We start from the raw sequence: 22,129 nt of genomic DNA on the forward strand, positions 1-22,129 counted from the left end.
CGCCCGCCGATCTCGGTCGGGCACCCATACGAAAGAGGAACCAGTGCTAGGCGCGTTCGCCAACGCTTTCCGGACGCCGGACCTGCGGCGCAAGCTGCTGTTCGTGCTGCTGATCGTCACGATCTTCCGGCTCGGCTCTCAGGTGCCCACCCCGGGTGTCCACGTGGCCAACGTCCAGGCCTGCATCAGCCAGCTCGAGGAGGGCGGGCTCTACAGCCTGATCAACCTCTTCTCGGGTGGTGCGCTGCTGCAGCTCACCATCTTCGCGCTGGGGATCATGCCGTACATCACGGCCTCCATCATCCTGCAGCTGCTCGTCGTGGTGATCCCACGGCTCGAAGCGCTGAAGAAGGAGGGGCAGGCCGGCCAGTCGAAGATCACCCAGTACACCCGCTACCTGACGCTGGGCCTGGCCGTCCTGCAGGCGACCGGCATCGTGGCGCTCGCGCGCAACGGCGCCCTGCTCCAGGGCTGCACGCGCGACCTGCTGCACGACGACGGCACCGGGACGTTCCTGGTCATGGTCGTCACCATGACGGCGGGCACCGCGGTCATCATGTGGCTCGGTGAGCTCATCACCGACCGCGGCATCGGCAACGGCATGTCGATCCTGATCTTCACCCAGGTCGTCGCCACGTTCCCGGCCTCCCTGTGGAGCGTGCAGACCTCCCAGGGCTGGGTGACCTTCTCCATCGTGATGGTGATCGGCCTGATCCTGGTCGCGGCCGTCATCTTCATCGAGCAGGCCCAGCGCCGCATCCCCGTGCAGTACGCCCGCCGGATGGTCGGGCGCAAGATGTTCGGCGGCAACTCGACCTACATCCCGCTCAAGGTCAACCAGGCCGGCATCATCCCGGTCATCTTCGCCTCGTCGCTGCTCTACCTGCCGGCGATGGCGGTGCAGTTCAACCCCGAGAGCCAGAACCCGGTGCTCGACTTCATCGGGACCTACTTCGTCAACGGCGACCACCCGCTCTACATGGCGACGTACTTCGCGCTCATCATCTTCTTCACGTACTTCTACGTCTCGATCACCTTCAACCCTGTCGAGGTGGCGGACAACATGAAGAAGTACGGCGGCTTCATCCCCGGGATCCGGGCGGGCAAGCCGACCGAGGACTACCTGTCCTACGTCCTGTCCCGCATCACGTTCCCTGGAGCCCTCTACCTCGGCCTGATCTCGTTGGTCCCGCTCGTCGCCTTCGCGATGATCCAGGCCAACCAGAACTTCCCGTTCGGCGGCACGTCCATCCTCATCATGGTCGGCGTCGCGCTCGACACCGTGAAGCAGATCGAGAGCCAGCTCCAGCAGCGCAACTACGAAGGATTCCTGAAGTAGATGAGACTGATCCTCATGGGCCCGCCGGGTGCGGGCAAGGGCACGCAGGCCTCGGTCGTGGCCGACCACTTCGGCGTCCCGGCGATCTCGACCGGCGACATCTTCCGGGCCAACGTCTCCGAGGGCACCCCCCTCGGTGTCGAGGCCAAGCGCTACATGGACGCCGGCGAGTACGTCCCGGACGAGGTCACCAACCAGATGGTGCGCAACCGCATCGACGAGCCGGACGCCGAGCCGGGCTTCCTGCTCGACGGCTATCCGCGCACCCTGGCCCAGGTCACCGAGCTCGACGGGATGATCGCCTTCACGGGTCACCGCCTCGACGCCGTGGTCGTGCTGACGGTCGACCCCGAGGAGCTCGTGCAGCGTCTGCTCCACCGCGCGCAGACCGACGGCCGCGCCGACGACACCGAGGACGTCATCCGGCGCCGGCAGGAGGTCTACGCCGAGCAGACCGAGCCGCTCATCGAGGTCTACCGCGACCGGGGCATCCTCATCGAGGTCGACGGGATGGGCGAGGTCGACGACGTGACCAAGCGCATCTTCGCCGCCCTCGACGTGGTCCCGCAGAGCTGACCCGCGCGAGCCGGCGCATGGCGTTCCGTGACCGCGGGATCGAGATCAAGACCCCCGAGCAGATCGACCTGATGCGGGTCGCGGGTCGGCTGGTGGGGGAGACCCTCGAGCTGCTGCGCGACGCCGCCGCTCCGGGGGTGACCACCCAGGACCTCGACACCCTCGCCGAGACCCACATCCGCGACCACGGCGGCATCCCGTCGTTCAAGGGCTACAGCCAGCCCCCGTTCCCCGCGACCATCTGCGCGTCGGTCAACGACGAGGTCGTGCACGGCATCCCCGGGCCGCGGGCGCTGGCCGAGGGCGACGTGGTGTCCATCGACTGCGGCGCCATCGTCGAGGGGTGGCACGGGGACGCGGCCATCACGGTGCCGATCGGCGAGGTGGCCGACGACGTGCTGGAGCTGCTGCGCGTGACCGAGGAGTCGCTGTGGCGCGGCATGGCCGCGGCCCGGCTCGGCGGTCGCGTCACCGACATCAGCCACGCCATCGAGACCCACGTGCGCGCGCAGGGCCGCTACGGCATCCTCGAGGACTACACCGGACACGGGATCGGGACCGAGATGCACATGGCCCCCAACGTCCCCAACTACGGCCGGCGCGGTCGCGGGCCCACCATCGTGGAGGGCCTGGCCCTGGCGGTGGAGCCGATGGTCACCCTCGGCAGCAAGCACACCGACCTGCTCGACGACGAGTGGACCGTTGCCACGGTCGACGGCTCCGTCGCGGCCCACTTCGAGCACACGTTCACCGTCACCGCGCAGGGAGCCTGGGTGCTGACGGCGGTCGACGGCGGCGAGGCCCGGCTCGCCGAGCTGGGCGTCCCGTTCGGCGGACGCTGAGGGCCGTTTCGCGCGCTCGCCGTCGCTCGTGAAAGACTCGGTGCGCAGGAGGGGAGTATTCCCCACGGTGGCGTCGTCAGCACGGCATCCGCGCGAGCGGGGCCCGGTGCCACCGGTCCGCCCGTGACGGGCGGGCGGAAGAGACCTCCGGTGACCGTGTGCTGCACCGGCACCGCACTCGCCCCCACCCACTAGGAGCTCAAGCGTGGACGTCCCCACCTGGGTCTGGATCGCCACTGCCGTGGTGACCCTTGCGATCTTCACCTTCGACCTTGCCGTGGTCGGCCGCCGGCCCCACGAGCCGAGCATGAAGGAGTGCGCGACCTACCTCTCCATCTACGTCGGCCTCGCCGTGCTGTTCGGCCTCGGCGTCTGGTACACCTCAGGCGGCACGTCGGCGCTCGAGTTCTACTCCGGCTGGTTGGTCGAGTACTCGCTGTCGATCGACAACCTGTTCATCTTCATCATCATCATGGCGAAGTTCGCCGTGCCGCGTGAGCTGCAGCAGTACGCGCTCATGATCGGCATCGTCATGGCGCTGGTGATGCGCGCGATCTTCATCGCCGTGGGCGCCGCCGCCATCAGCAACTTCAGCTGGATCTTCTACCTCTTCGGCCTCTTCCTCGTCTACACCGCCTTCAAGCTGGCCCGCGAGGGGGCCGAGGACGAGGACGAGGAGTTCGAGGAGAACAAGCTCGTCGCCTTCGTCGAGCGCCGCTTCCCGGCCACCTCCGAGTGGCACGGCAAGTCCCTGTTCACCCACGCCGCGGGCAAGCGCATGATCACGCCGATGTTCATCGTGATCCTGACCCTGGGCACGACGGACCTGCTGTTCGCCCTCGACTCGATCCCGGCGATCTTCGGCATCACCAAGGAGCCCTACCTGGTGCTCACGGCCAACATCTTCGCGCTGATGGGCCTGCGCCAGCTCTACTTCCTCATCGGCGGCCTGCTCCAGCGCCTGATCTACCTCTCCTACGGCCTGGCGTTCCTGCTCGCCTTCATCGGCGTCAAGCTGTTCTTCCACGCGCTGCACGAGAACGAGCTGCCCTTCATCAACGGCGGCGAGCACCTCGACTACGCCTGGCTCGAGATCCCGATCTGGCTCTCGCTGGTCGTCATCATCGCCACGCTCGCCGTCACCGCGGTGCTGTCGCTGTGGGCCTCGAGCCGCATGTCGGCCCAGGAGCAGGACGCCGCGACCGGCCCGCGCCGCGACTGGCACGACGACTGACCGGGTGCTGACCGCGTCCTGACCGCCGCCGGCGACCCGGTGGCGGTCAGGTCACGCACTCGTTGGCGCGCGGCGAGTTGTCGTTGCCGCGCGTCATGCTGAGCTCGAGACAGACCGGGGAGTCGGTGCGGACGAGCAGCGAACGGCGCGACGTGCTGCCGTACTCGTCGGTGTCGTCGCGATGCCAGCTGAAGGAGTCGCCGGGCTCCACCGGGACCGGCGGGCTCCACTCGAACAGCACCCCCCGCGCCGTACGTCGCCCGCTCAGCGTCGGCGCCTCGGTCAGCACGTCGGGGACGACCTCGATCGGCGTGTGCGACTCGGTGGGGACCACGACGCCGGGGTCCTCCTCGCGCCCGTCGCCGCGGAACGTCAGGTAGCCGACCACGAGCGCCAGCACCGCGGCCGCGACGCCGGCCCAGACCAGGGCGGGCACGCCGCCGTCGTCCTCCTGGTCGTCACCGGGGGAGGGAACAGGGTCCTGAGCTGCGATCCGGCGGGGGCCGCTGGCCGAGATCACGGTCACCGGCTTCATCGCCGTGGCGTCCTCCGGCGCGTCCGGGATCCCGGGCACCGCCACCGACGCGTCCGGCCGGTCGCCCTCGACCGCGACGGAGGTGCGGGCCCAGCCGGCCGCGGCCTCGATGCGCTGCAGAGCACGCGCCAGCTCCAGCGCGCTGGCCGGGCGGTGCTCCGGTCGCTTGGCCAGGCACTGCTGGAGCAGCCGGTCCAGGGCCGGCGGCACGTCGGGCCGCTGGGTGGCGGGCGGGGCGGCGTGCAGGATCCGCGCGCTGAGCGCCCGGGTGGAGTTGTCGCCGGAGGGGATCGAGAAGGGCGAGCGCCCCACGAGCAGGTGCCAGATCGTCGCGCCGAGCGAGTAGACGTCGGAGGCCACCGACCCGTTGGAGCGGCCGTCGAGGAGCTCCGGCGGTGACCAGGGGTAGGAGATGCGCACGTCGTTGTCGCCCTCGACGTCGCCCATGTGGCCGGCGATCCCGAAGTCGGTCAGCGCCGGCTCGTGGTACGTCGTGACCAGCACGTTGCTCGGCTTGATGTCGCGGTGCAGGATGCCCGAGCGGTGGGCGGTCTCGATCGCGCTCGCCAGCTTGATGCCGGTGGACACCGCGTCGACGGGGGCCATCGGGTTCGCGCGCACCCGTACGCCGAGGTCGGGTGGCGGGCAGTAGCGCATGACGAGGAAGGGCCGGCCGCCCTCGGCGGTCACGCCGGCCGTGATCACCGAGACGATGTAGGGGTGATCGGCGAGCCGGGCCATCGCGTTGGCCTCGGCGGTGAACAGGTACTTCTCGCGGTCGGTCAGCGGCACGTCGGGGCGCACGACCTTGACCGCGACCCGCTGCCGGGGCCACTGCTGCTCGTAGAGGAAGACGTCGGCGAAGCCGCCGCTGCCCAGGTGCTCGATGAACGTGAACCCGGGGATGACCGGGGCGCTCACCGGGCGACCGCTCCCGTCTCGAACCGGACCGCGTAGACCTGGGCCATGTCGAGGACCGTGCCGGGCTCGAGGACGTAGGCGTCGCCCGGGCGCATCCGCTGCGGCTCGCGGCCCGGGGCGGCGAGCGTCGTGCCGCCGCGGCTGTCGAGGTCGCGGGCCACGACGTCCCAGCCGTCGAGCTCGATCTGGAGGTGCCGCCGGGACACGAACGAGTGGTCGGCGGGCAGGTGCACCAGGTGCGGCCAGTCGGTGCTGCCCTCCGGCGGGGCCGGCTTGCGGCCCAGGATCACGCCCCGGTCCAGCGGCACGACCTCGCCGGTCGGCAGTCGGAGGCCGCCGAGCGAGGGCCGCTCGACGCGGCGCGGCTCCTGAGGGGCCACGCGCTGGTGGCACACCCGGCACTGCGGCGCGACCGGCGGGGTCAGGTGGCCCAGCGGGCAGCTGACCGCGAGCACCGTCGGCGCGGTGCTGTGGCTCAGGTGCGCGGGGCGCACGGTGGTGGCCCCGTCGTGGTCGTCGGGCTCCGCCGGCGCGGCGTGCGGGGCGGTCGCGGGCCGGATCGTGGTGTGGGCGCCCTCCTCGATGCGGCGCATCATGAGCGGGTCGGGCTCGGAGGTGTCCACGAGCGACCCGGTGTCCTCCACCGGACGCGGGGTGCGGGTGCGGGGCGGGGGACCGTCGGGGCCCTTGGCGGCGAGGATCTCCGCCGGGATGCCGTCGATGAGCGGGCCGGACGCGGCCGGCGCCGCGACCTCCTGCACGCGCTCGCGAGCGTGTGCCGGAGCCGGCGCGGTGCGTGCCGAGAGAGGCTGGAGCTCGACCCGGTCGGCCGCGACGACGCCGCCCACGAGCCGGCGGGTCGGCGCCAGCGTCAGCGGATCGGCGCCGCCGCCGAGGCTGAGCACGCGGCCGGGACCGGCCAGGCGGACGTGTCCCGTCCCGCGTGAGATGGCGGTGGAGGCCCCGGCGGTGAAGTCGACCAGCGCCAGCCCCGGCGGGTCGCCGTCGAACGCCTTCTCGGTGATCGCCAGGACGCGCTCGACCACCGCGGCGCCCGACGGGGCGTCCATCACCAGGGCGTCCCAGACCTCCTGGACGACCTGCTCGTCGGCGGGATCGGTCATCAGCACCCAGTGGGCGCCGTTGCCGAGAAGCACACCGGCCCCACCGGTGTACCTCGCTTCCACGATCAACGTCGGCTCCCCTCGTACGCGACGCCCCCCATCATCACCCATCGGGCCAGCCCGGCGCACGGTTCCCCGACTTGTCCCGGGCTTGACCGGATACATACCCTCCTCTCGGTGACGGCGGCGGGCGCGCGTCATCCGTGGGGCCAAGGGGGGCTTGCGTGGCACGTGGGACGCTCATGCGTCGGCACCGGGCGGGAATCGCCTCGGGTGCCGCCCTCACGGTTGCCTCCGTCGCCGTCGTGGCCTACGCGGTCACGGCCAACGGCTACAAGGCGCACGAGGCCGAGCTCAACGACGGCGGCGTGTGGGTGGTCAACGGCAAGAAGGGCTGGTCGGGCCGGCTCAACAAGCCCATCAACCAGCTCGACGGGGTCGTGCCCAGCCAGGACGGCAAGGCCCGGCTCGACGTGGTGCAGGACGGCGCCGCGGTCGTCACGCTGAACGCCGACGCGAGCCGCGGTCAGGCGATCGAGACCCGCCGGCTGGAGGCGCAGGACGGCGGCACGGCCGCCATCCCCACCGCGGGCGAGGTCCGCATCGGAGGCGGCACGCTGGCCAGTGCCGACGCCGAGACCGGTGAGGTCTGGGCGGTGCGCTACGACGACCAGCTCGGCAAGCCGGTGATGACGGCCGTCGACCGACAGGCCGAGCCCCTGGCCGAGGCCGGCGAGGACGCGGCGCTGGCGGTGAGCGGGGCCGGGACGGTCGTCGTGACCTCGGCCGCCGAAGGCACCCTCACCACGATCGCGCCCGACGGCACGTCCTTCGGCGAGCCACGCACCCGCGACCTGCCCGGCGACGCCGGCCAGGTCTCCAGCGTCACCACGGTCGGTGAGCGGGTGGTGACCCTCGACGCCGACTCCGGCGTGCTGCGCGTCGTCGACGGCGCCGCCGCGTCCGTCCCGCCGGGCAGCGTGCTGCAGCAGGCCGGGCCCGCCGACGACGCCGTGCTCGTCGGCGCCCCGGACGGCCTGCTGAGCGTCGACCTCGACTCGGGCGCGGTCACCACCGTGTCGTCGCGCTCGGGGAACCCGGTCGAGCCCGTGCGGCTCGGCGCGTGCGTGTTCGGAGCCTGGTCCGGCGGCCTGGGAGCGGTGGCCGTCCAGTGCGGCACCGGAGAGGTCGAGGAGAACGCGCTGGGAGGCGACGCCACCAGCCTCGCCTTCCGGGTCAACCGCGGCGAGATCGTCCTCAACGACGCCAACAGCGGAGCGGTCTGGGACATCGAGCAGGACAAGCCGATCCGGATCGACAACTGGGAAGCGTTCACGTCGAAGAAGAAGAACAACGACGACGACAACGAGAACGAGAACCAGAGCGACGCCGACCGTCGGCCGCCGCGTGCCAAGCCGGACTCCTACGGCGTACGAGCCGGGCGCACCACCGTGCTGCACCCGCTCGACAACGACTCGGCGCCCGAGGGCAGGCTGCTGAGCATCGTCGACGTCGACCAGCCCAGCGGCGGCGCGCGGGTGGAGATCAGCCCGGACGGCCAGACGCTCGTGCTGGAGATGCCCGAGGACGCGCGACCGGCGACCTTCGACTACTACATCGACGACGGCCGCAACGGGCTCTCCGCCCATGCCGCGGTGGACGTCGAGGTGCGCGACAGCCAGGAGAACGAGCCGCCCACGCTGCGCGAGGGCTATGAGAAGCCCACCTACCGCGTGCCGCACGGCGGCGCGCTGTCCGTGCCGGTGCTGGCCGACTGGCGCGACGACCGCGACGGCGACACCCTGCTCCTCGACTCCGCCCGTGCGGTCGGTGGGGACGAGTCCGGCGCCTCGGCCCGCACGACGGCCGACGGGCGGATCCGCTTCACCGCCCCCACCGGCCAGGCCGACGGCCAGCAGCTGGTGCGGGTCGACTTCGCGGTCACCGACGGCCGCTCGGCGCCGGTGCGCAAGTCGATGAGCTTCCAGGTGCAGGCGCGCCGGGACCTGCAGGCGTTCGCGCCGACCGCGGAGCCCGACGTCGTGCGCGGCGAGGTCGGCAAGCCGATCAAGATCCGCCCGCTCCTCAACGACCTGCCCGGCTCGGACCCGAGCACGGTCAACGCGGAGCTGAGCCTCGCCGGCAAGGTGCCGCAGCAGCCCGGGGCGAAGATCGTCTCCGACCTCGACTCGGGCCAGCTCACCTTCACCGCCGAGCGTCCCGGCACCTACTTCTTCAACTACGACGCGGGCTACGGCGACGCGCCGCTCGACCAGGGCACCGTCCGGGTCGACGTGAAGCCGCGACCCAAGCGCGCCTCCGAGCCGATCGCGATGCCGGACACGCTCACCGTCTACGGGCAGGCGCCGGGCACCGTCGACGTGCTGGCCAACGACCTCGACCCGGGCGGCGGGCTGCTCGTCGTGCAGCGGGCGACGGCCGACCGCGACGGCCAGCTCGACGTGGCGATCATCGACGGCCGCTGGCTGCGGGTCTCCGCGGTGCAGCCGGACCTGTCGCCGGCCACGCAGACGGTCTCCTACACGATCAGCAACGGCACCAGCTCCGGCGTACGCGGCGAGGTGGTGGTCACCCAGCGCCCGCAGCCGGCGGACAACACCCCCGTCACCGTGGCCGACCGCGTGGTCGTGCGCGCCGGCGCGTCCGTCTCCGCCCCGGTGCTCGACAACGACGTGTCGCCGTCGGGTGACCGGCTCACGCTCCTGGGCGACCTCGTCGACAGCGAGACACCCGGCGAGCTGGAGGTCATCGCTCCGGTCGACGTCACCGGCGACGTGGGTCGTGCCTTCGTGTCGGGCCGTGTGGTGCGCTACGTCGCCCCCGACGACGTCGAGGAGCGCGACACCTACGAGATCACCTACGTCGCGCAGAACCTCGACGGCCAGCGCGCCAACGGCCTGCTCCGGGTGACCGTCGTGCCGACGGACGACCCCAACGACCCGCCGGAGCCGCCCACCCTCGAGGGCCGGGTGACCTCCGCCGACACCGTCAAGATCCGCGTCCCCGGCACCGGCGTGGACCGCAACGGCGATCCCGTCACCGTCACCGGGATCACCTCGGCGCCGCGGCTGGGCAGGATCGTGTCGTACGGCGGCAACTTCCTGGAGTACCAGGCGTACCCGCGCACGGTCGGCACCGACGAGTTCAGCTACGCGGTCGTCGACTCCCAGGGCGCGTTCGCGACCGGCATCGTCCGCGTCGCCGTCGTCCCGCCCGGCCAGCCGCAGCCGCCGCTCGCGGTGCCCGACCGGATGACCGTAGAGCCGGGGCGCACCGCGACCTTCGACCCGCTCGCCAACGACTTCATCGCAGCCGGCGACTCCGTCGAGGTCGAGCTGCTCGACAGCGCCGGCGGCGCCCGGCTCGACCCCGAGACGAACCTGGTCACCGTCAAGGCCCCGGGCTCGCTCGCCGACCCGCCCGTGGTGGTCGTCTACCGAGTCACCAACGGCCTCAGCGAGTCGCGCGCGACCATGACGCTGCAGACGGCGGAGGACTTCAACAACCCCCCGATCGTCTACGACGCGTTCGGCCGCGCCGACGACAGCGGCAGCGTGGTCGTCGACGTCCTCGAGGGCGCCTACGACCCGGACGGCTCCGTGGAGGACCTCGAGGTCACCGACGTCGTCGGCGACCCCTCGGCGCGGGTCCTCGACGGCGTCGAGGTGCGCGCGAACCGAGGCACGGCGCCCAAGGTGCTGCCCTTCGAGGTGCGCGACGCCGACGGTGCCGCCGCGGTGGCGTCGGTCTACATCCCGCCGACCGGCAACGGCCTGCCCTACGTGCTGCCCGACGCGCTGATCGAGCTGGACTCCGGCGACAGCATGACCGGGACGGTGGCGGACTACGTTGCAGCACCCGACGGTGCCGACGTACGCCTCGCCTCCGGGCGCCGCTCGTGGTCGGCCTCGCCGTCGGCGCTCACGGTCGGGCCAGAGGGCGAGAACCGCTTCCGGCTCTCCGCGGCACCCGGTTTCCGCGGTCCCGGAGCGGTCCTGGTCGAGGTGACCAGCGCCGCCGACGCGAGCGGCAACGAGGACACCACGACCACCGAGGACGGGGCGACGGTCCTGCTGTCGATCCCGGTGCAGGTCGGCGACGACACCCCCGAGCTGGAGTGCCCCTCGACCGTGGTGCCCATCTCCGCAGGCCAGCGCTACGACCTCGACATCGCGACGTTCTGCAAGGTCTTCACCCTCGACCCGCGAGACGCGGTCGGCCTCGACTACAGCGCCGAGTGGAGCCAGGGGCTGGACGGCGTCAGCGCCGGCGGCCCGTCCGGCTCGGTGGTGTCCATCACGGCCGACGAGTCCGCGACCGAGGGCGGAGAGGCCGTCCTCGCGGTCCGCGCCGGCGACAGCAACACCGAGGAGGTCCGCTTCCGGCTCGCCCAGGCGCCCCCGCCGACGCTGCTGCCGATCCGGGTGGAGACGATGGAGGCGGGGCAGAGCCGCACCTTCGACGTCGGCTCCTACCTCAGGGCCGGAGTGGGGGAGCCCGAGCCCACGATCGTGTCGGTGGAGAACACCGGCAACCCCGGTGTGCGTGCCGAGTTCGAGGGCAGCCGGCTGACGCTCACGGCCGAGCGCGACACCCGCGGGGTCCAGGCGAGCTTCCGGCTCGTCGTCAGCGACGTCTCGTCCTCCGACCCGCCGCCCTCGCGTCGGGCCGAGGGCCGCATCCAGTTCCAGGTCGTCGGCGTGCCGGAGGCACCCGGCGAGCCGCGCCCGTACCCGCTCTCGGACGAGGTCGGCACGATCACCATGTCGTGGAAGCCGCCGGCCGACGACGGGGGAGCGCCGATCCTCTACTACATCGTGCGCGAGGAGAAGACCGGGAAGACGCAGCGCTGCGACACCAACGAGTGCGTCTTCCGCAAGCTCGACAACGGTGGCAACTACAGCTTCCGGGCCCAGGCGGTCAACCGCGTCGGCAAGAGCGAGTTCAGCGGCCTCTCGCGCACCGCCCGGGCCGACACCGCGCCCGGTCGGGTCCAGGACATCCGGATGCAGGACCGGGGCGACGGCTTCATCACCCTGGCCTGGGACAAGCCCTCCACCAACACCTCGAGGATCCTGACCTACACGATCACGTGGCCGGGCGCCGCGCAGCCTGCGGTGGTGACGGGCGACGTCACCCGCTACACCGCCACCGGCCTGGACAACAACGACAAGTACGTCTTCAGCATCACCGCCGAGAACCGCGTCGGGAACTCCCTGCCGCGCCCGTCGCCGGAGATGCAGCCCCTCGGCACCCCGAGCGCACCGCCGGCGCCGAGCGTGACCGACCTCGAGGCCGGGGCCAACCAGACGAGCATCCGCATCGCCTGGCAGGCCGTGCTGCCCGAGGGGCCCGGGCCGACGTCGTACACCGTGTCCTACTCCAACGGCACCGCGTCGGGAGTGGTCCCGGGATGCCAGAAGCTGGTCGCGCTCACCTGCACCCACAGCGGCGTCCCCTACGACGGGCTCACCTACAGCTACCGCGTGGTGGCGGCCAACGAGCCGGGCAAGCGCTCGCAGCCGTCGGAGCCCACGGCGATCGAGGCGGTCGGTCGCCCCGCCGCGTGGGGCTCGTTCACCGCGGCTCCCACGGGGGCCAACCAGGAGGCCCAGCTGCAGTACACCGTCCCGGACTCGCGGGGAAGCACGAGCAAGGTGGAAATCCTCGTCGGCGGGGCGGTCAACAAGACCTTCAACCAGCAGACCGGCAACGTGACCACTCGCATCATGGTCCCCAGCAACGAGCAGCCCTACCCGGTCCAGCTGCGGGTGTGCAACGAGGAGGCGCCCGCCGGGTGCACGCTCAGCGCGCAGCAGGACGTGCAGACCTACGGGCGCCTCGACGGCATGCTGAACGAGATCGCCGAACCCGTCGTGAACGGCAGGACGATCACGTGGACGCTCTCCGGGTCGAGCAACGGCGACCCCGCGCAGCTCGCCTACTGGTTCAACGGTGTCGAGCAGCCCACGATCAACCTCCCGTCGGTCGGCGCCTTCAGCCAGTCGGTGTCGATCACGACGCAGGAGTTCGCCCAGGACGTCCGGTTGGAGGTCCGACTGCGCGACTCCTCACCGGGGGGCCGCGGGGAGTCCTACCGGGACGACCGCGCGACCAGCGGTGTCCCGCAGCCGGGCGTCACCGTCGAGAAGCGAGCCGCGTGCCGCGACGACGACTCGGAGCTGGGGAACAACTGCTGGCAGGGCGGCGGGGAGGGCAACCCGCCCCCGTGCGAACGCGAGTCCTGCGGCTTCATCTCCTTCTCCGTCAACGGGTTCTACGAGGACTTCACCTGCCGCGTGAGCATGTCCTGGAACGGCTACACGGGCTGGCGCACCTACTCGTTCAACGCGACCCGCTCGAGCACGACGACGCAGGACACGGACTGGTACGCACCCAGCGGCGGCGGAGCCACCGTCACGTGTCAAGGAAGCGGCTTCTGGCAACGCACGTCCAGCGGCTCCCAGAACTGGTAGCCCCAGACGCAGTGCCCAGCCCCCACGCCCACCCCGTGCTCCACCCACGCCCCGGAGGAACCCACGCATGACGATCAGCCACGAACAGGCCGAGTGGTTCAAGTCCACCTTCGACCAGCTCACCGACAACATGGAGAAGGCCGTCCTCGGCAAGCGCCACGTCGTCCGGCTGGCCCTCACCTGCCTGCTCTCCGAAGGGCACATCCTCCTCGAGGACTTCCCCGGCACGGGCAAGACGATGCTCGCGCGCGCCCTGGCCAACACGGTGCAGGGCAGTCACGCGCGCATCCAGTTCACGCCCGACCTGCTGCCCTCCGACGTGACGGGGGTGACCGTCTACGACCAGCACAAGGGCACCTTCGAGTTCCACCCGGGACCGATCTTCCACACCATCGTGCTCGCCGACGAGATCAACCGCGCCTCGCCCAAGACGCAGTCGGCCCTGCTGGAGGTCATGGAGGAGGGACGCGTCACCGTCGACGGCGTCGCCCACCCGGTGGGCCGGCCGTTCCTGGTGATCGCCACGCAGAACCCGATCGAGCAGGCCGGCACCTACCGGCTGCCCGAGGCCCAGCTCGACCGCTTCCTGATGAAGACCTCGGTCGGCTACCCCGACCGTCAGGCCACCGTCGAGCTGCTCAACAACGCCGCGGTCCGCGACCGCGCCGCCCTCGTCACGCCGGTCATCACCGCGGCCACGATCGCCCAGATGAGCGGCCTGGCCGACCAGGTCTACGTCGACCCCGCGGTCATCGGCTACGTCGCCGAGCTGGCCGAGGAGTCGCGCCGCCAGCCCCACGTCAAGCTGGGCCTGTCGGCGCGCGGCTGCCTGGCGTTCGTCCGCGTCGCCAAGACGTGGGCGGCCGCCGACGGACGTGACCACGTCGTGCCCGACGACATCAAGGACCTCGCCGAGCCGGTGCTCTCGCACCGCCTCCTGCTCGACGCGGAGGCGCAGTTCAGCGGGGTGGACGTGCAGACCGTGATCTCGCGCCTGCTCGACGCCGTGGCGCCGCCGACGGACCGCGTGGGAGCCTGACCGAGTCGATGAGGCAGCGGTTGAACGACGCGCTCGAGGTCATCAAGCCGATCGGCTGGCTGATCCTCATGCTCGGCCTGGGCGCGCTCCTGGTGGCGACGTTCACCCTGTGGCGCGAGCTGGCCGTCCTCGGCATGGCCTGCCTGGCGCTGGTCGTCCTCGCGCTGCCGTTCCTCCTGGGCCGCACCAACGTCTCGGTCGACCTGCGGCTGCAGCCGGAGCGGGTCGCAGCGGGCGGGTCGGTGGCCGCCGGCGTCGTGGTCGTCAACCGGGCCTCCTCGCGTCTGGTCCCCACCACCCTCGAGGTGCCGGTGGGGTCGGCGATCCACCGCTACGGGATCAGCTCGCTCGCGCCGGGCGGCGTGCACGAGGAGTCGTTCACGATCCGCACCGAGCGCCGCGGGGTGATCACGGTGGGACCGGCCATGACGCGACGCGGCGACCCCGTCGGCATCTTCTCCCGCGACGTCGTCTGGACCCCGGAGCGCGAGGTGCTGGTGCGCCCGCACCTGGTGCCGATGGAGTCCCTCGGCGCCGGGCTGCTGCGCGACCTCGAGGGCGTGTCCACCGACGCGGTCAGCCAGAGCGACCTCGCCTTCCACGCCCTGCGCGAGTACGTCCCGGGTGACGACCTGCGCCACATCCACTGGCGCTCCTCGGCCAAGGTGATGGCCTCCACCGGCGAGTCGGCCCTGCTGGTGCGCCAGTACCTCGACACCCGGCGCAGCCACGCCACCATCGTCGTCGACGACCGGGTCTCCGCCTGGGCCGATCCGGAGGACTTCGAGACCGCGATGGCGGTGGCGGCGTCCATCGCCGTGCGCGCCGTGCTGGACGAGTTCGACGTCTCGTTCGTGTGCGGCCGGCACGCCTCCACCGGCTCCGACGGCCACCTCGCCCTCGACGCGGTGTGCCGCGCCGAGCTCGGCGACCACGGGATCGTCGAGTCCGGCCGGCAGGCCAGCACGCTGGCCCCCGACACCAGCCTCGCGTTCCTCGTCGGCGGGAGCGAGACGCCGTTCACCGACCTGCTGCGCTCCGCGGCGGCCTTCCCGCCCGAGGTGCGTCGCTTCGGCATCGTCGTCGAGGCCGGCGGCAACAGTCGCGTCACCGAGACCGGCGGCCTGCCGGTCCTGCACCTGGCCGCCAAGGAGGACCTGGGCGGCCTGCTGCGCTGGAGCGTGCGATGAGCACCGCCGCCCCGGGGCCCACCGCCGGCGCCGCCACCGGCACCGCCAGCACCGGCACCCGCACCCGCGTCCGTCCGCACGCGCTGCTGCCCGATCGGCACGCGTGGCTCGACATCGCCTTCACCGTCGTGCTGTCGGCGGTGGCGCTCAGCGCCTTCGGCGCCTCGTTCACCGGCTCGGCGTACCTGGTCGTGGGCATGCTCGGCGTGGTCATTGCGGTGACGGTCACGCACCTCACGCGTGCCGCCGGCTGGCCGCTCGTGTCGGCCGTCGCGATCTGCCTGGTCGTGTTCTTCCTGCTCGGCGGGCCGCTGTGCCTGCGCTCGCTGGGGGACGCGTCCATGCTGCCGGGTGCCTCCACGCTGGGCCGGGTGGCTGACCAGGCCGTGTTCGGCTGGAAGGACCTGCTCACCACGCTCCCGCCGGTCGACGGCGACGGTCCGCTGCTGGTGCTGCCGTGGCTCTCGGGGATGGTCGCCGGCCTCGTCGGGCTCGGGCTGGCCCGCCTCCCCGTGCGTCGGGCGTGGCTGACGGCGCTGCTGCCCGTCGTCGGCATGACGCTCGTGCTGTCGACCGCCATCGTGCTCGGGGTGCGCCACCCGCACTCGCTGGTGCTGCAGGGCTCGGTCTTCACCGCCCTCGCGCTGGCCTGGCTCGCGATCCGCGCTCGCCGCGCCAGCGCCACCGTCCAGGGCGGCAGCACGTCGTACGTGCGCGGGGTCGGGGCACTCGCGATGCTCGCCCTCGCCGCCGGCGTCGCGCTGCCGGCCAGCGCCCTGGTCGCCGGCGACGACGACGGGCGGGTCATCGCGCGCAACTACGTCGAGCCGCCGTTCGACATCGGCCGCTACCCCTCGCCGCTCGCGGGGTTCCGCAAGTACGTCGACCTCAAGGGCCGCTCCGACTCGACCAACGTCTACGACAAGACCCTGCTCGACATCGACGGCGTGCCGGCCGGTGCCCGGGTCCGCTTCGCCGCCATGGACCGCTACGACGGGATGGTGTGGGGAGCCAGCGACGACGCGCTGCCCGGTCCGGCCGACGACTCCTTCCAGCGCGTCTCGTCGACGATCGACAACCCCGTCGAGGGCGAGGAGGTCGAGGTCACCATCACCCTGGGTGAGGGATGGACGGGTGTGTGGCTGCCGACGGTCGGCGCGCTCACGTCGATGGAGTTCGAGACCGCCGACGCGCGGGCCAAGGCGGAGGTGTTCCGCTACAACCTCGCCACGTCCACGGCCGTCGTGCCGACCGGTCTCCGGCCCGGGGACCGCTATACCTTCACCGCCGTCCAGCCCGACGACGAGCTCACGGCGCGCACGGTCGGCTCGTCGGAGGTCGCGCCCCTGCCCCCGGAGGCGGCCTTCATCCAGGGGCCGACGGAGAAGTGGACCGAGGACGCCGGCAGCGACCCGATGCGCCGCGTGCTCGCGGCCGCCGAGCACCTGCGGACCGAGGGCAAGTACTCCGACGGCATCGGCCGCACCGAGCGCATCTACGTGGGTGGGCACAGCGTGTGGCGCCTGTCCGACGAGTTCGTCAACGCCCCGCAAATCGTCGGCAACGACGAGCAGTACGCCGCGACCATGGCGCTGATCGCCAACGAGATCGGCGTACCCGCCCGGGTCGTGCTGGGTGCGGTGGTTCCCGAGAGCGGCCGGGTCACCGGCAAGGAGGTCTCGGCGTGGGTCGAGCTGCGGGCCGCAGACGGGTCGTGGCGCACCCTGCCCACCGAGGAGTTCACCCCCACCACGCCGCCGGCCGACCAGGTCCCCGAGACCAACACGCCGATGTCCGGCACCGTGATCCCGCCGCCCAACCCGATCCCGCCGCCGTCCGACGCGGGGGAGCAGAGCGACGCCGACCTCAAGGAGCGCAAGGCCACCCGCAAGAAGGCCGACGAGGAGGAGGACTCGCTCATCCCCGGGGTGCCGTCCTGGATCGGTGTCGTCGTGGCCTACGTCGGCGGCCCGCTGCTGGTGGTCCTGCTCGTGCTCGGTGCGATCGTCGGGATCAAGGCCTGGCGCCGACACCGACGCCGCAGCGCCGACTCGCCGTCGGCACGCTTCGTCGGCGCCTGGCGCGAGCTGGTCGACCACGCCCGCGACCTCGGCCAGGTCGTGCCCCTCGGCCCGACGGTCACCCGTCGCGAGCAGTCCCTCGGCATCGTGTCCGCGCAGGCCGGCGTGCTGGCGCGGCGCGCGGACAGCTTCGTGTTCGGGCCCGAGGTGCCGGCGGTGTCGGCCGCCGCGACGTACTGGGAGTCCATCGACGCCGAGCGCCGGGCGATGTCGCAGGAGGTGGGCCGGTGGCAGCGCCTGCGTGCTGCGATCAGCCTGCGCTCGCTGCGCCGCGGTGCGACGGCGCCGGCGAGCCGCGAGGACACCGCTGGCACGCGCCGCCTGCGCGGGCTCGGTGATTGGCATTCTCGGCGTACGCCTGACTAAACTGGTGCGTCGGCCCAACGTGGGCTGTGTTTCGTGGTGCCTCGCGGCTGCCCGGACCGCGACCGACTCGTCCCAGACGATCCGGCGCGTGCCCGGGAAGAGGTCCTCGGAGCCGCCTCACGAGGTCCACTGGCCACCTGCGCGCAGGGGCCGGGCGGTTCCCGGGCCACGGTAGGCAGCATTTGATCAGACACTGCGACAGATTGTGGAGGACATGCCGAAGAAGGAAGGCGTGATCGAGATCGAGGGCACCGTTGTGGAGGCCCTCCCCAACGCCATGTTCCGCGTGGAGCTCGCCAACGGACACAAGGTGCTCGCCCACATCAGCGGCAAGATGCGCCAGCACTACATCCGGATCCTCCCCGAGGACCGCGTGGTGGTGGAGCTCTCCCCCTACGACCTGACCCGCGGTCGGATCGTCTACCGCTACAAGTGACCCCGCCCGGCAGGGCGTCGGTCAGCATCCAGCCAGCCGAGTAGCACAGCTACACCATGAGAAAGGCGTTGACATGAAGGTCAACCCCAGCGTCAAGCCCATCTGCGACAAGTGCAAGGTCATCCGCCGTCACGGTCGCGTCATGGTCATCTGCGAGAACCCGCGCCACAAGCAGCGCCAGGGCTGAGGGATCTCGTCCGGCTTGCCGGACGAGCAGCCCGAGCCCCGAAGCCGCGTGCGGCGAGGGGCCTGAACCCCAGCACCACCACACAACGTGATCGCTAGGTCCGGCACCGCCCGACCGAACCACCTCCGGAGCACTGGCCGGAGCCCGTCCCCTCGGGGCACCGGGACGCGACACGTCCGAAACCAGAGCGAGTACAGACAAGGAAACCGCCACATGGCACGCCTCGTTGGTGTCGACCTCCCGCGCGACAAGCGCATCGAGATCGCGCTCACCTACATCTACGGCATCGGCCGTACCCGCGCCAAGCAGCTGCTCGAGACCACCGGTGTCGACCCCAACGCCCGGGTCCACACGCTCGGTGACGAGGAGCTGGTCAAGCTTCGCGACGAGATCGAAGCCAACTTCAAGATCGAGGGTGACCTCCGCCGTGAGGTCCAGGCCGACATCCGTCGCAAGATCGAGATCGGCAGCTACCAGGGTCGCCGCCACCGCATGGGCCTCCCGGTCCGCGGTCAGCGCACCAAGACCAACGCGCGCACCCGCAAGGGTCCCAAGCGCACCGTCGCCGGCAAGAAGAAGGCGAAGTGATCGGCGCTCGGCGCTGATCCTCGTCATCGAAGCTTCCAGACCAGACCTCAGGAGTTAGTGAATGCCTCCCAAGAGCCGCGCGACCAAGGTCCGCCGCAAGGAGAAGAAGAACGTCGCTCAGGGCGAAGCCCACATCAAGAGCACGTTCAACAACACCATCGTCACCATCACCGACCCGACCGGTGCGGTGATCTCGTGGGCCTCTGCCGGCACCGTCGGCTTCAAGGGCTCGCGCAAGTCCACCCCCTTCGCCGCGCAGATGGCTGCCGAGGCCGCCGGCCGTCGCGCCATGGACCACGGCATGAAGAAGATCGACGTCTTCGTCAAGGGTCCGGGCTCGGGTCGTGAGACCGCCATCCGGTCGCTGGGTGCCATCGGCCTGGAGGTCGGCACCATCCAGGACGTCACGCCCACCCCGCACAACGGATGCCGGCCGCCCAAGCGCCGTCGCGTCTGACCCGAGACTGAGAAAGAGAGACTGACATGGCCCGCTACACCGGCCCCATGACCCGCAAGTCGCGCCGTCTCGGTGTCGACCTCGTCGGCGGCGACGCTGCCTTCGAGAAGCGCCCCTACGCCCCCGGCCAGCACGGTCGCGGTCGCATCAAGGAGTCCGAGTACCTGCTGCAGCTGCGCGAGAAGCAGAAGGCTCGCTTCACCTACGGCGTGATGGAGAAGCAGTTCGTCCGCTACTACAAGGAGGCCAGCCGTCGCCAGGGCAAGACCGGCGACAACCTCCTGCAGCTGCTCGAGTGCCGCCTCGACAACGTGGTCTACCGCGCCGGCTTCGCGCGGACGCGCCGCCAGGCCCGCCAGCTCGTCGTGCACGGCCACTTCCTGGTCAACGGCAAGAAGGTCGACATCCCGTCCTTCCAGGTCAGCGACCACGACATCATCGACGTGCGCGAGAAGTCGCTGGAGCTGACCCCGCTGATCGTGGCTCGCGAGACCCACGGCGAGCGCGTCGTCCCCGCCTGGATGGAGGTCATCCCGTCGCGGATGCGCATCCTCATCCACCAGGTCCCGGTCCGGGCGCAGATCGACGTCCCGGTCCAGGAGCAGCTCATCGTCGAGTACTACTCCAAGAAGTGACTCCCTGCCGGTGGCCGCCTGACCAGCTCAGGCGGCCGCCGGCGCCCCTCTTCCACGCCAACCGAATGTTCGGATCCGTCAAATAGTGGGTGGATCCGGAAAGGAAATGCTCCGTGCTCATCGCTCAGCGCCCGACCCTCACGGAAGAGACCGTCGACGAGTTCCGCTCACGGTTCGTCATCGAGCCCCTCGAGCCCGGCTTCGGCTACACCCTCGGCAACTCGCTGCGCCGTACGCTCCTCAGCTCGATCCCGGGCGCGTCCGTCACCAGCATCAAGGTCGACTCCGTCCTCCACGAGTTCTCGACGATCGAGGGCGTCACCGAGGACATGACCGAGATCATCCTCAACCTCAAGGGCATCGTCGTGTCCTCCGAGCACGACGAGCCGGTCGTGATGTACCTGCGCAAGTCCGGTGCCGGTGACGTCACCGCCGCCGACATCACCCCGCCCGCCGGTGTCGAGGTGCACAACCCCGACCTCAAGATCGCCACGCTCTCCGACAAGGGCAAGCTGGAGATGGAGCTGGTCGTCGAGCGCGGCCGCGGCTACGTCTCCTCGGTGCAGAACAAGGGTGCCGACAACGAGATCGGCCGGATGCCGGTCGACTCGATCTACAGCCCCGTGCTGAAGGTGACCTACAAGGTCGAGGCCACCCGAGTCGAGCAGCGCACCGACTTCGACAAGCTCGTCATCGACGTCGAGACCAAGCCGTCGATCCGTCCCCGCGACGCCATCGCCTCGGCCGGCAAGACGCTCGTCGAGCTCTTCGGCCTGGCGCGCGAGCTCAACGTCGAGGCCGAGGGCATCGACATCGGCCCCTCGCCCGTCGACGAGCAGCTGGCCGCCGACCTGGCCCTGCCGGTCGAGGACCTGCAGCTCACGGTCCGCAGCTACAACTGCCTCAAGCGCGAGGGCATCCACACCGTGGGCGAGCTCATCTCGCGCTCGGAGCAGGACCTGCTCGACATCCGCAACTTCGGCGCGAAGTCGATCGACGAGGTCAAGGCCAAGCTCGTCGAGATGGGCCTCTCGCTCAAGGACAGCGCGCCCGGCTTCGACCCGCACGCCGCCCTCGCCGCCTACGGCGACGACGACGACGACGCGTTCATCGAGGACGAGCAGCTCTGATCCGGCTCCACCACCCAAATCGGCCCTGACCGGGGCCGTCTACCCGGGTACCTGACACGGCCCGAGAGAAGGAACGCGACACATGCCCAAGCCCAAGAAGGGTCCCCGCCTCGGCGGCAGCCCCGCCCACCAGCGCCTGATGCTCTCGAACCTGGCGACCGCCCTGTTCGAGCACGGCCGGATCACCACGACCGAGACGCGTGCGCGCCTGCTGCGCCCGGTCGCGGAGAAGCTGATCACCAAGGCCAAGCGCGGTGACCTGCACAACCGTCGCGAGGTCCTCAAGACCATCCGCGACAAGTCGGTCGTGCACACGCTGTTCACCGAGATCGCGCCGACGTTCGCCGAGCGTCCCGGTGGCTACACCCGCATCACCAAGATCGGCCCCCGCAAGGGCGACAACGCCCCCATGGCGGTCATCGAGCTGGTGACCGAGGCCTACAGCCCCAAGGCCCCGTCGAGCAGGAAGACCGAGGCCGCTGCCGCTCCCGCGCCGGCTGCCGAGGCTGCTCCTGCCGAGGTCGAGGCCGAGGGCGTCGACGGCGAGACCGAGGTGCTCGACACCCAGTCCGCCGACGTCGAGACCGCCGAGGCCGAGGCTCAGGGCGACGCCGCCGAGGTCGAGGAGACTCCCGACACCGAGGCTGACGACACCAAGGCCTGATCCAGGTCCTCACGCAGGCCCGCCGCCCTTCGGGGTGGCGGGCCTTCGTGCTGCTCGGGGGGCGGTGGCTGAGCCACATGGGCGGCCGATGGGATGTGGCTGACGCACCGCTTGAGGTGCGCGCCGGGGCGGCGTACCCCGGGGCGGTGGCTGAGCCACATCGACGGCCGGCCGAATGTGGCTGACTCACCGCCAGGGATGCGCGCGGGGCGCGGTGTACCCCGGGGCGGTGGCTGAGCCACATCGACGGCCGACGGAATGTGGCTGACGCACCGCTGGGGCGCGCGC

At 71.2% G+C, this 22,129-nt stretch carries 17 protein-coding genes; 15 read left to right on the forward strand and 2 right to left on the reverse strand.

Annotation, left to right across the window (positions count from 1 at the left end):
* Positions 1–43: 43 nt before the first annotated feature.
* From secY to J3P41_RS10280, 4 genes are all read left to right on the forward strand, one after another.
* Positions 44–1,339: a preprotein translocase subunit SecY gene (secY, locus tag J3P41_RS10265; protein WP_210650200.1), complete on the forward strand. Its 1,296-nt coding sequence runs from the start codon at positions 44–46 to the stop codon at positions 1,337–1,339.
* Entirely contained in the window at positions 1,340–1,915 is a 576-nt protein-coding gene (locus J3P41_RS10270; RefSeq protein WP_210650201.1) for an adenylate kinase, read from the forward strand.
* Between the two features lie 17 nt (positions 1,916–1,932).
* A complete protein-coding gene (map, locus tag J3P41_RS10275) occupies positions 1,933–2,757 on the forward strand; it encodes a type I methionyl aminopeptidase (protein WP_210650202.1) in 825 nt (274 codons plus the stop codon).
* A 205-nt stretch (positions 2,758–2,962) separates the two neighbouring features.
* Positions 2,963–3,991: a TerC family protein gene (locus J3P41_RS10280; RefSeq protein ID WP_210650203.1), complete on the forward strand. Its 1,029-nt coding sequence runs from the start codon at positions 2,963–2,965 to the stop codon at positions 3,989–3,991.
* Between the two features lie 46 nt (positions 3,992–4,037).
* Here the strand turns inward: J3P41_RS10280 and J3P41_RS10285 are convergent, their stop codons facing one another.
* Both J3P41_RS10285 and J3P41_RS19285 read right to left on the reverse strand, forming a co-directional pair.
* Positions 4,038–5,447, reverse strand: a complete 1,410-nt coding sequence (locus J3P41_RS10285; RefSeq protein WP_210650204.1) for a serine/threonine-protein kinase — start codon at positions 5,445–5,447, stop codon at positions 4,038–4,040.
* The gene (locus tag J3P41_RS19285; RefSeq protein WP_210650205.1) at positions 5,444–6,634 is read right to left on the reverse strand and encodes an FHA domain-containing protein; all 1,191 of its coding nucleotides are present in this window, start codon (positions 6,632–6,634) and stop codon (positions 5,444–5,446) included. Before J3P41_RS19285 ends, J3P41_RS10285 begins: the two co-directional genes overlap by 4 nt.
* A gap of 161 nt (positions 6,635–6,795) precedes the next feature.
* Between J3P41_RS19285 and J3P41_RS10295 the strand changes: the two genes are divergently transcribed.
* From J3P41_RS10295 to rplQ, 11 genes are all read left to right on the forward strand, one after another.
* A complete protein-coding gene (locus J3P41_RS10295; protein ID WP_210650206.1) occupies positions 6,796–13,068 on the forward strand; it encodes a fibronectin type III domain-containing protein in 6,273 nt (2,090 codons plus the stop codon).
* Positions 13,069–13,135: 67 nt separating this feature from the next.
* Positions 13,136–14,107, forward strand: coding sequence for a MoxR family ATPase (locus tag J3P41_RS10300; protein WP_210650207.1), 972 nt, complete (start codon positions 13,136–13,138; stop codon positions 14,105–14,107).
* Positions 14,108–14,115: 8 nt separating this feature from the next.
* The gene (locus J3P41_RS10305) at positions 14,116–15,297 is read left to right on the forward strand and encodes a DUF58 domain-containing protein (RefSeq protein ID WP_210650208.1); all 1,182 of its coding nucleotides are present in this window, start codon (positions 14,116–14,118) and stop codon (positions 15,295–15,297) included.
* The gene (locus tag J3P41_RS10310; protein WP_210650209.1) at positions 15,294–17,744 is read left to right on the forward strand and encodes a transglutaminase-like domain-containing protein; all 2,451 of its coding nucleotides are present in this window, start codon (positions 15,294–15,296) and stop codon (positions 17,742–17,744) included. The genes J3P41_RS10305 and J3P41_RS10310 overlap by 4 nt, the downstream gene beginning before the upstream one ends.
* A 214-nt stretch (positions 17,745–17,958) precedes the next feature.
* Positions 17,959–18,180: a translation initiation factor IF-1 gene (gene infA / locus J3P41_RS10315; RefSeq protein ID WP_056599768.1), complete on the forward strand. Its 222-nt coding sequence runs from the start codon at positions 17,959–17,961 to the stop codon at positions 18,178–18,180.
* Positions 18,181–18,253: 73 nt separating this feature from the next.
* Positions 18,254–18,367, forward strand: a complete 114-nt coding sequence (rpmJ, locus tag J3P41_RS10320) for a 50S ribosomal protein L36 (RefSeq protein ID WP_004008316.1) — start codon at positions 18,254–18,256, stop codon at positions 18,365–18,367.
* A gap of 213 nt (positions 18,368–18,580) precedes the next feature.
* Positions 18,581–18,955, forward strand: a complete 375-nt coding sequence (rpsM, locus tag J3P41_RS10325) for a 30S ribosomal protein S13 (protein WP_210650210.1) — start codon at positions 18,581–18,583, stop codon at positions 18,953–18,955.
* Positions 18,956–19,016: 61 nt separating this feature from the next.
* On the forward strand, positions 19,017–19,412 hold the full coding sequence (gene rpsK / locus J3P41_RS10330; protein ID WP_056906616.1) for a 30S ribosomal protein S11: 396 nt from the start codon (positions 19,017–19,019) through the stop codon (positions 19,410–19,412).
* A 26-nt stretch (positions 19,413–19,438) separates the two neighbouring features.
* Entirely contained in the window at positions 19,439–20,047 is a 609-nt protein-coding gene (rpsD, locus tag J3P41_RS10335; RefSeq protein WP_210650211.1) for a 30S ribosomal protein S4, read from the forward strand.
* A gap of 113 nt (positions 20,048–20,160) precedes the next feature.
* Positions 20,161–21,177, forward strand: coding sequence for a DNA-directed RNA polymerase subunit alpha (locus tag J3P41_RS10340; protein ID WP_179619758.1), 1,017 nt, complete (start codon positions 20,161–20,163; stop codon positions 21,175–21,177).
* 82 nt (positions 21,178–21,259) lie between these two features.
* Positions 21,260–21,841, forward strand: a complete 582-nt coding sequence (gene rplQ / locus J3P41_RS10345) for a 50S ribosomal protein L17 (protein WP_210650212.1) — start codon at positions 21,260–21,262, stop codon at positions 21,839–21,841.
* Positions 21,842–22,129: the final 288 nt, after the last annotated feature.

The sequence above is a fragment of the Nocardioides sp. SYSU D00065 genome (assembly GCF_017916425.1).
Lineage (GTDB): Bacteria > Actinomycetota > Actinomycetes > Propionibacteriales > Nocardioidaceae > Nocardioides.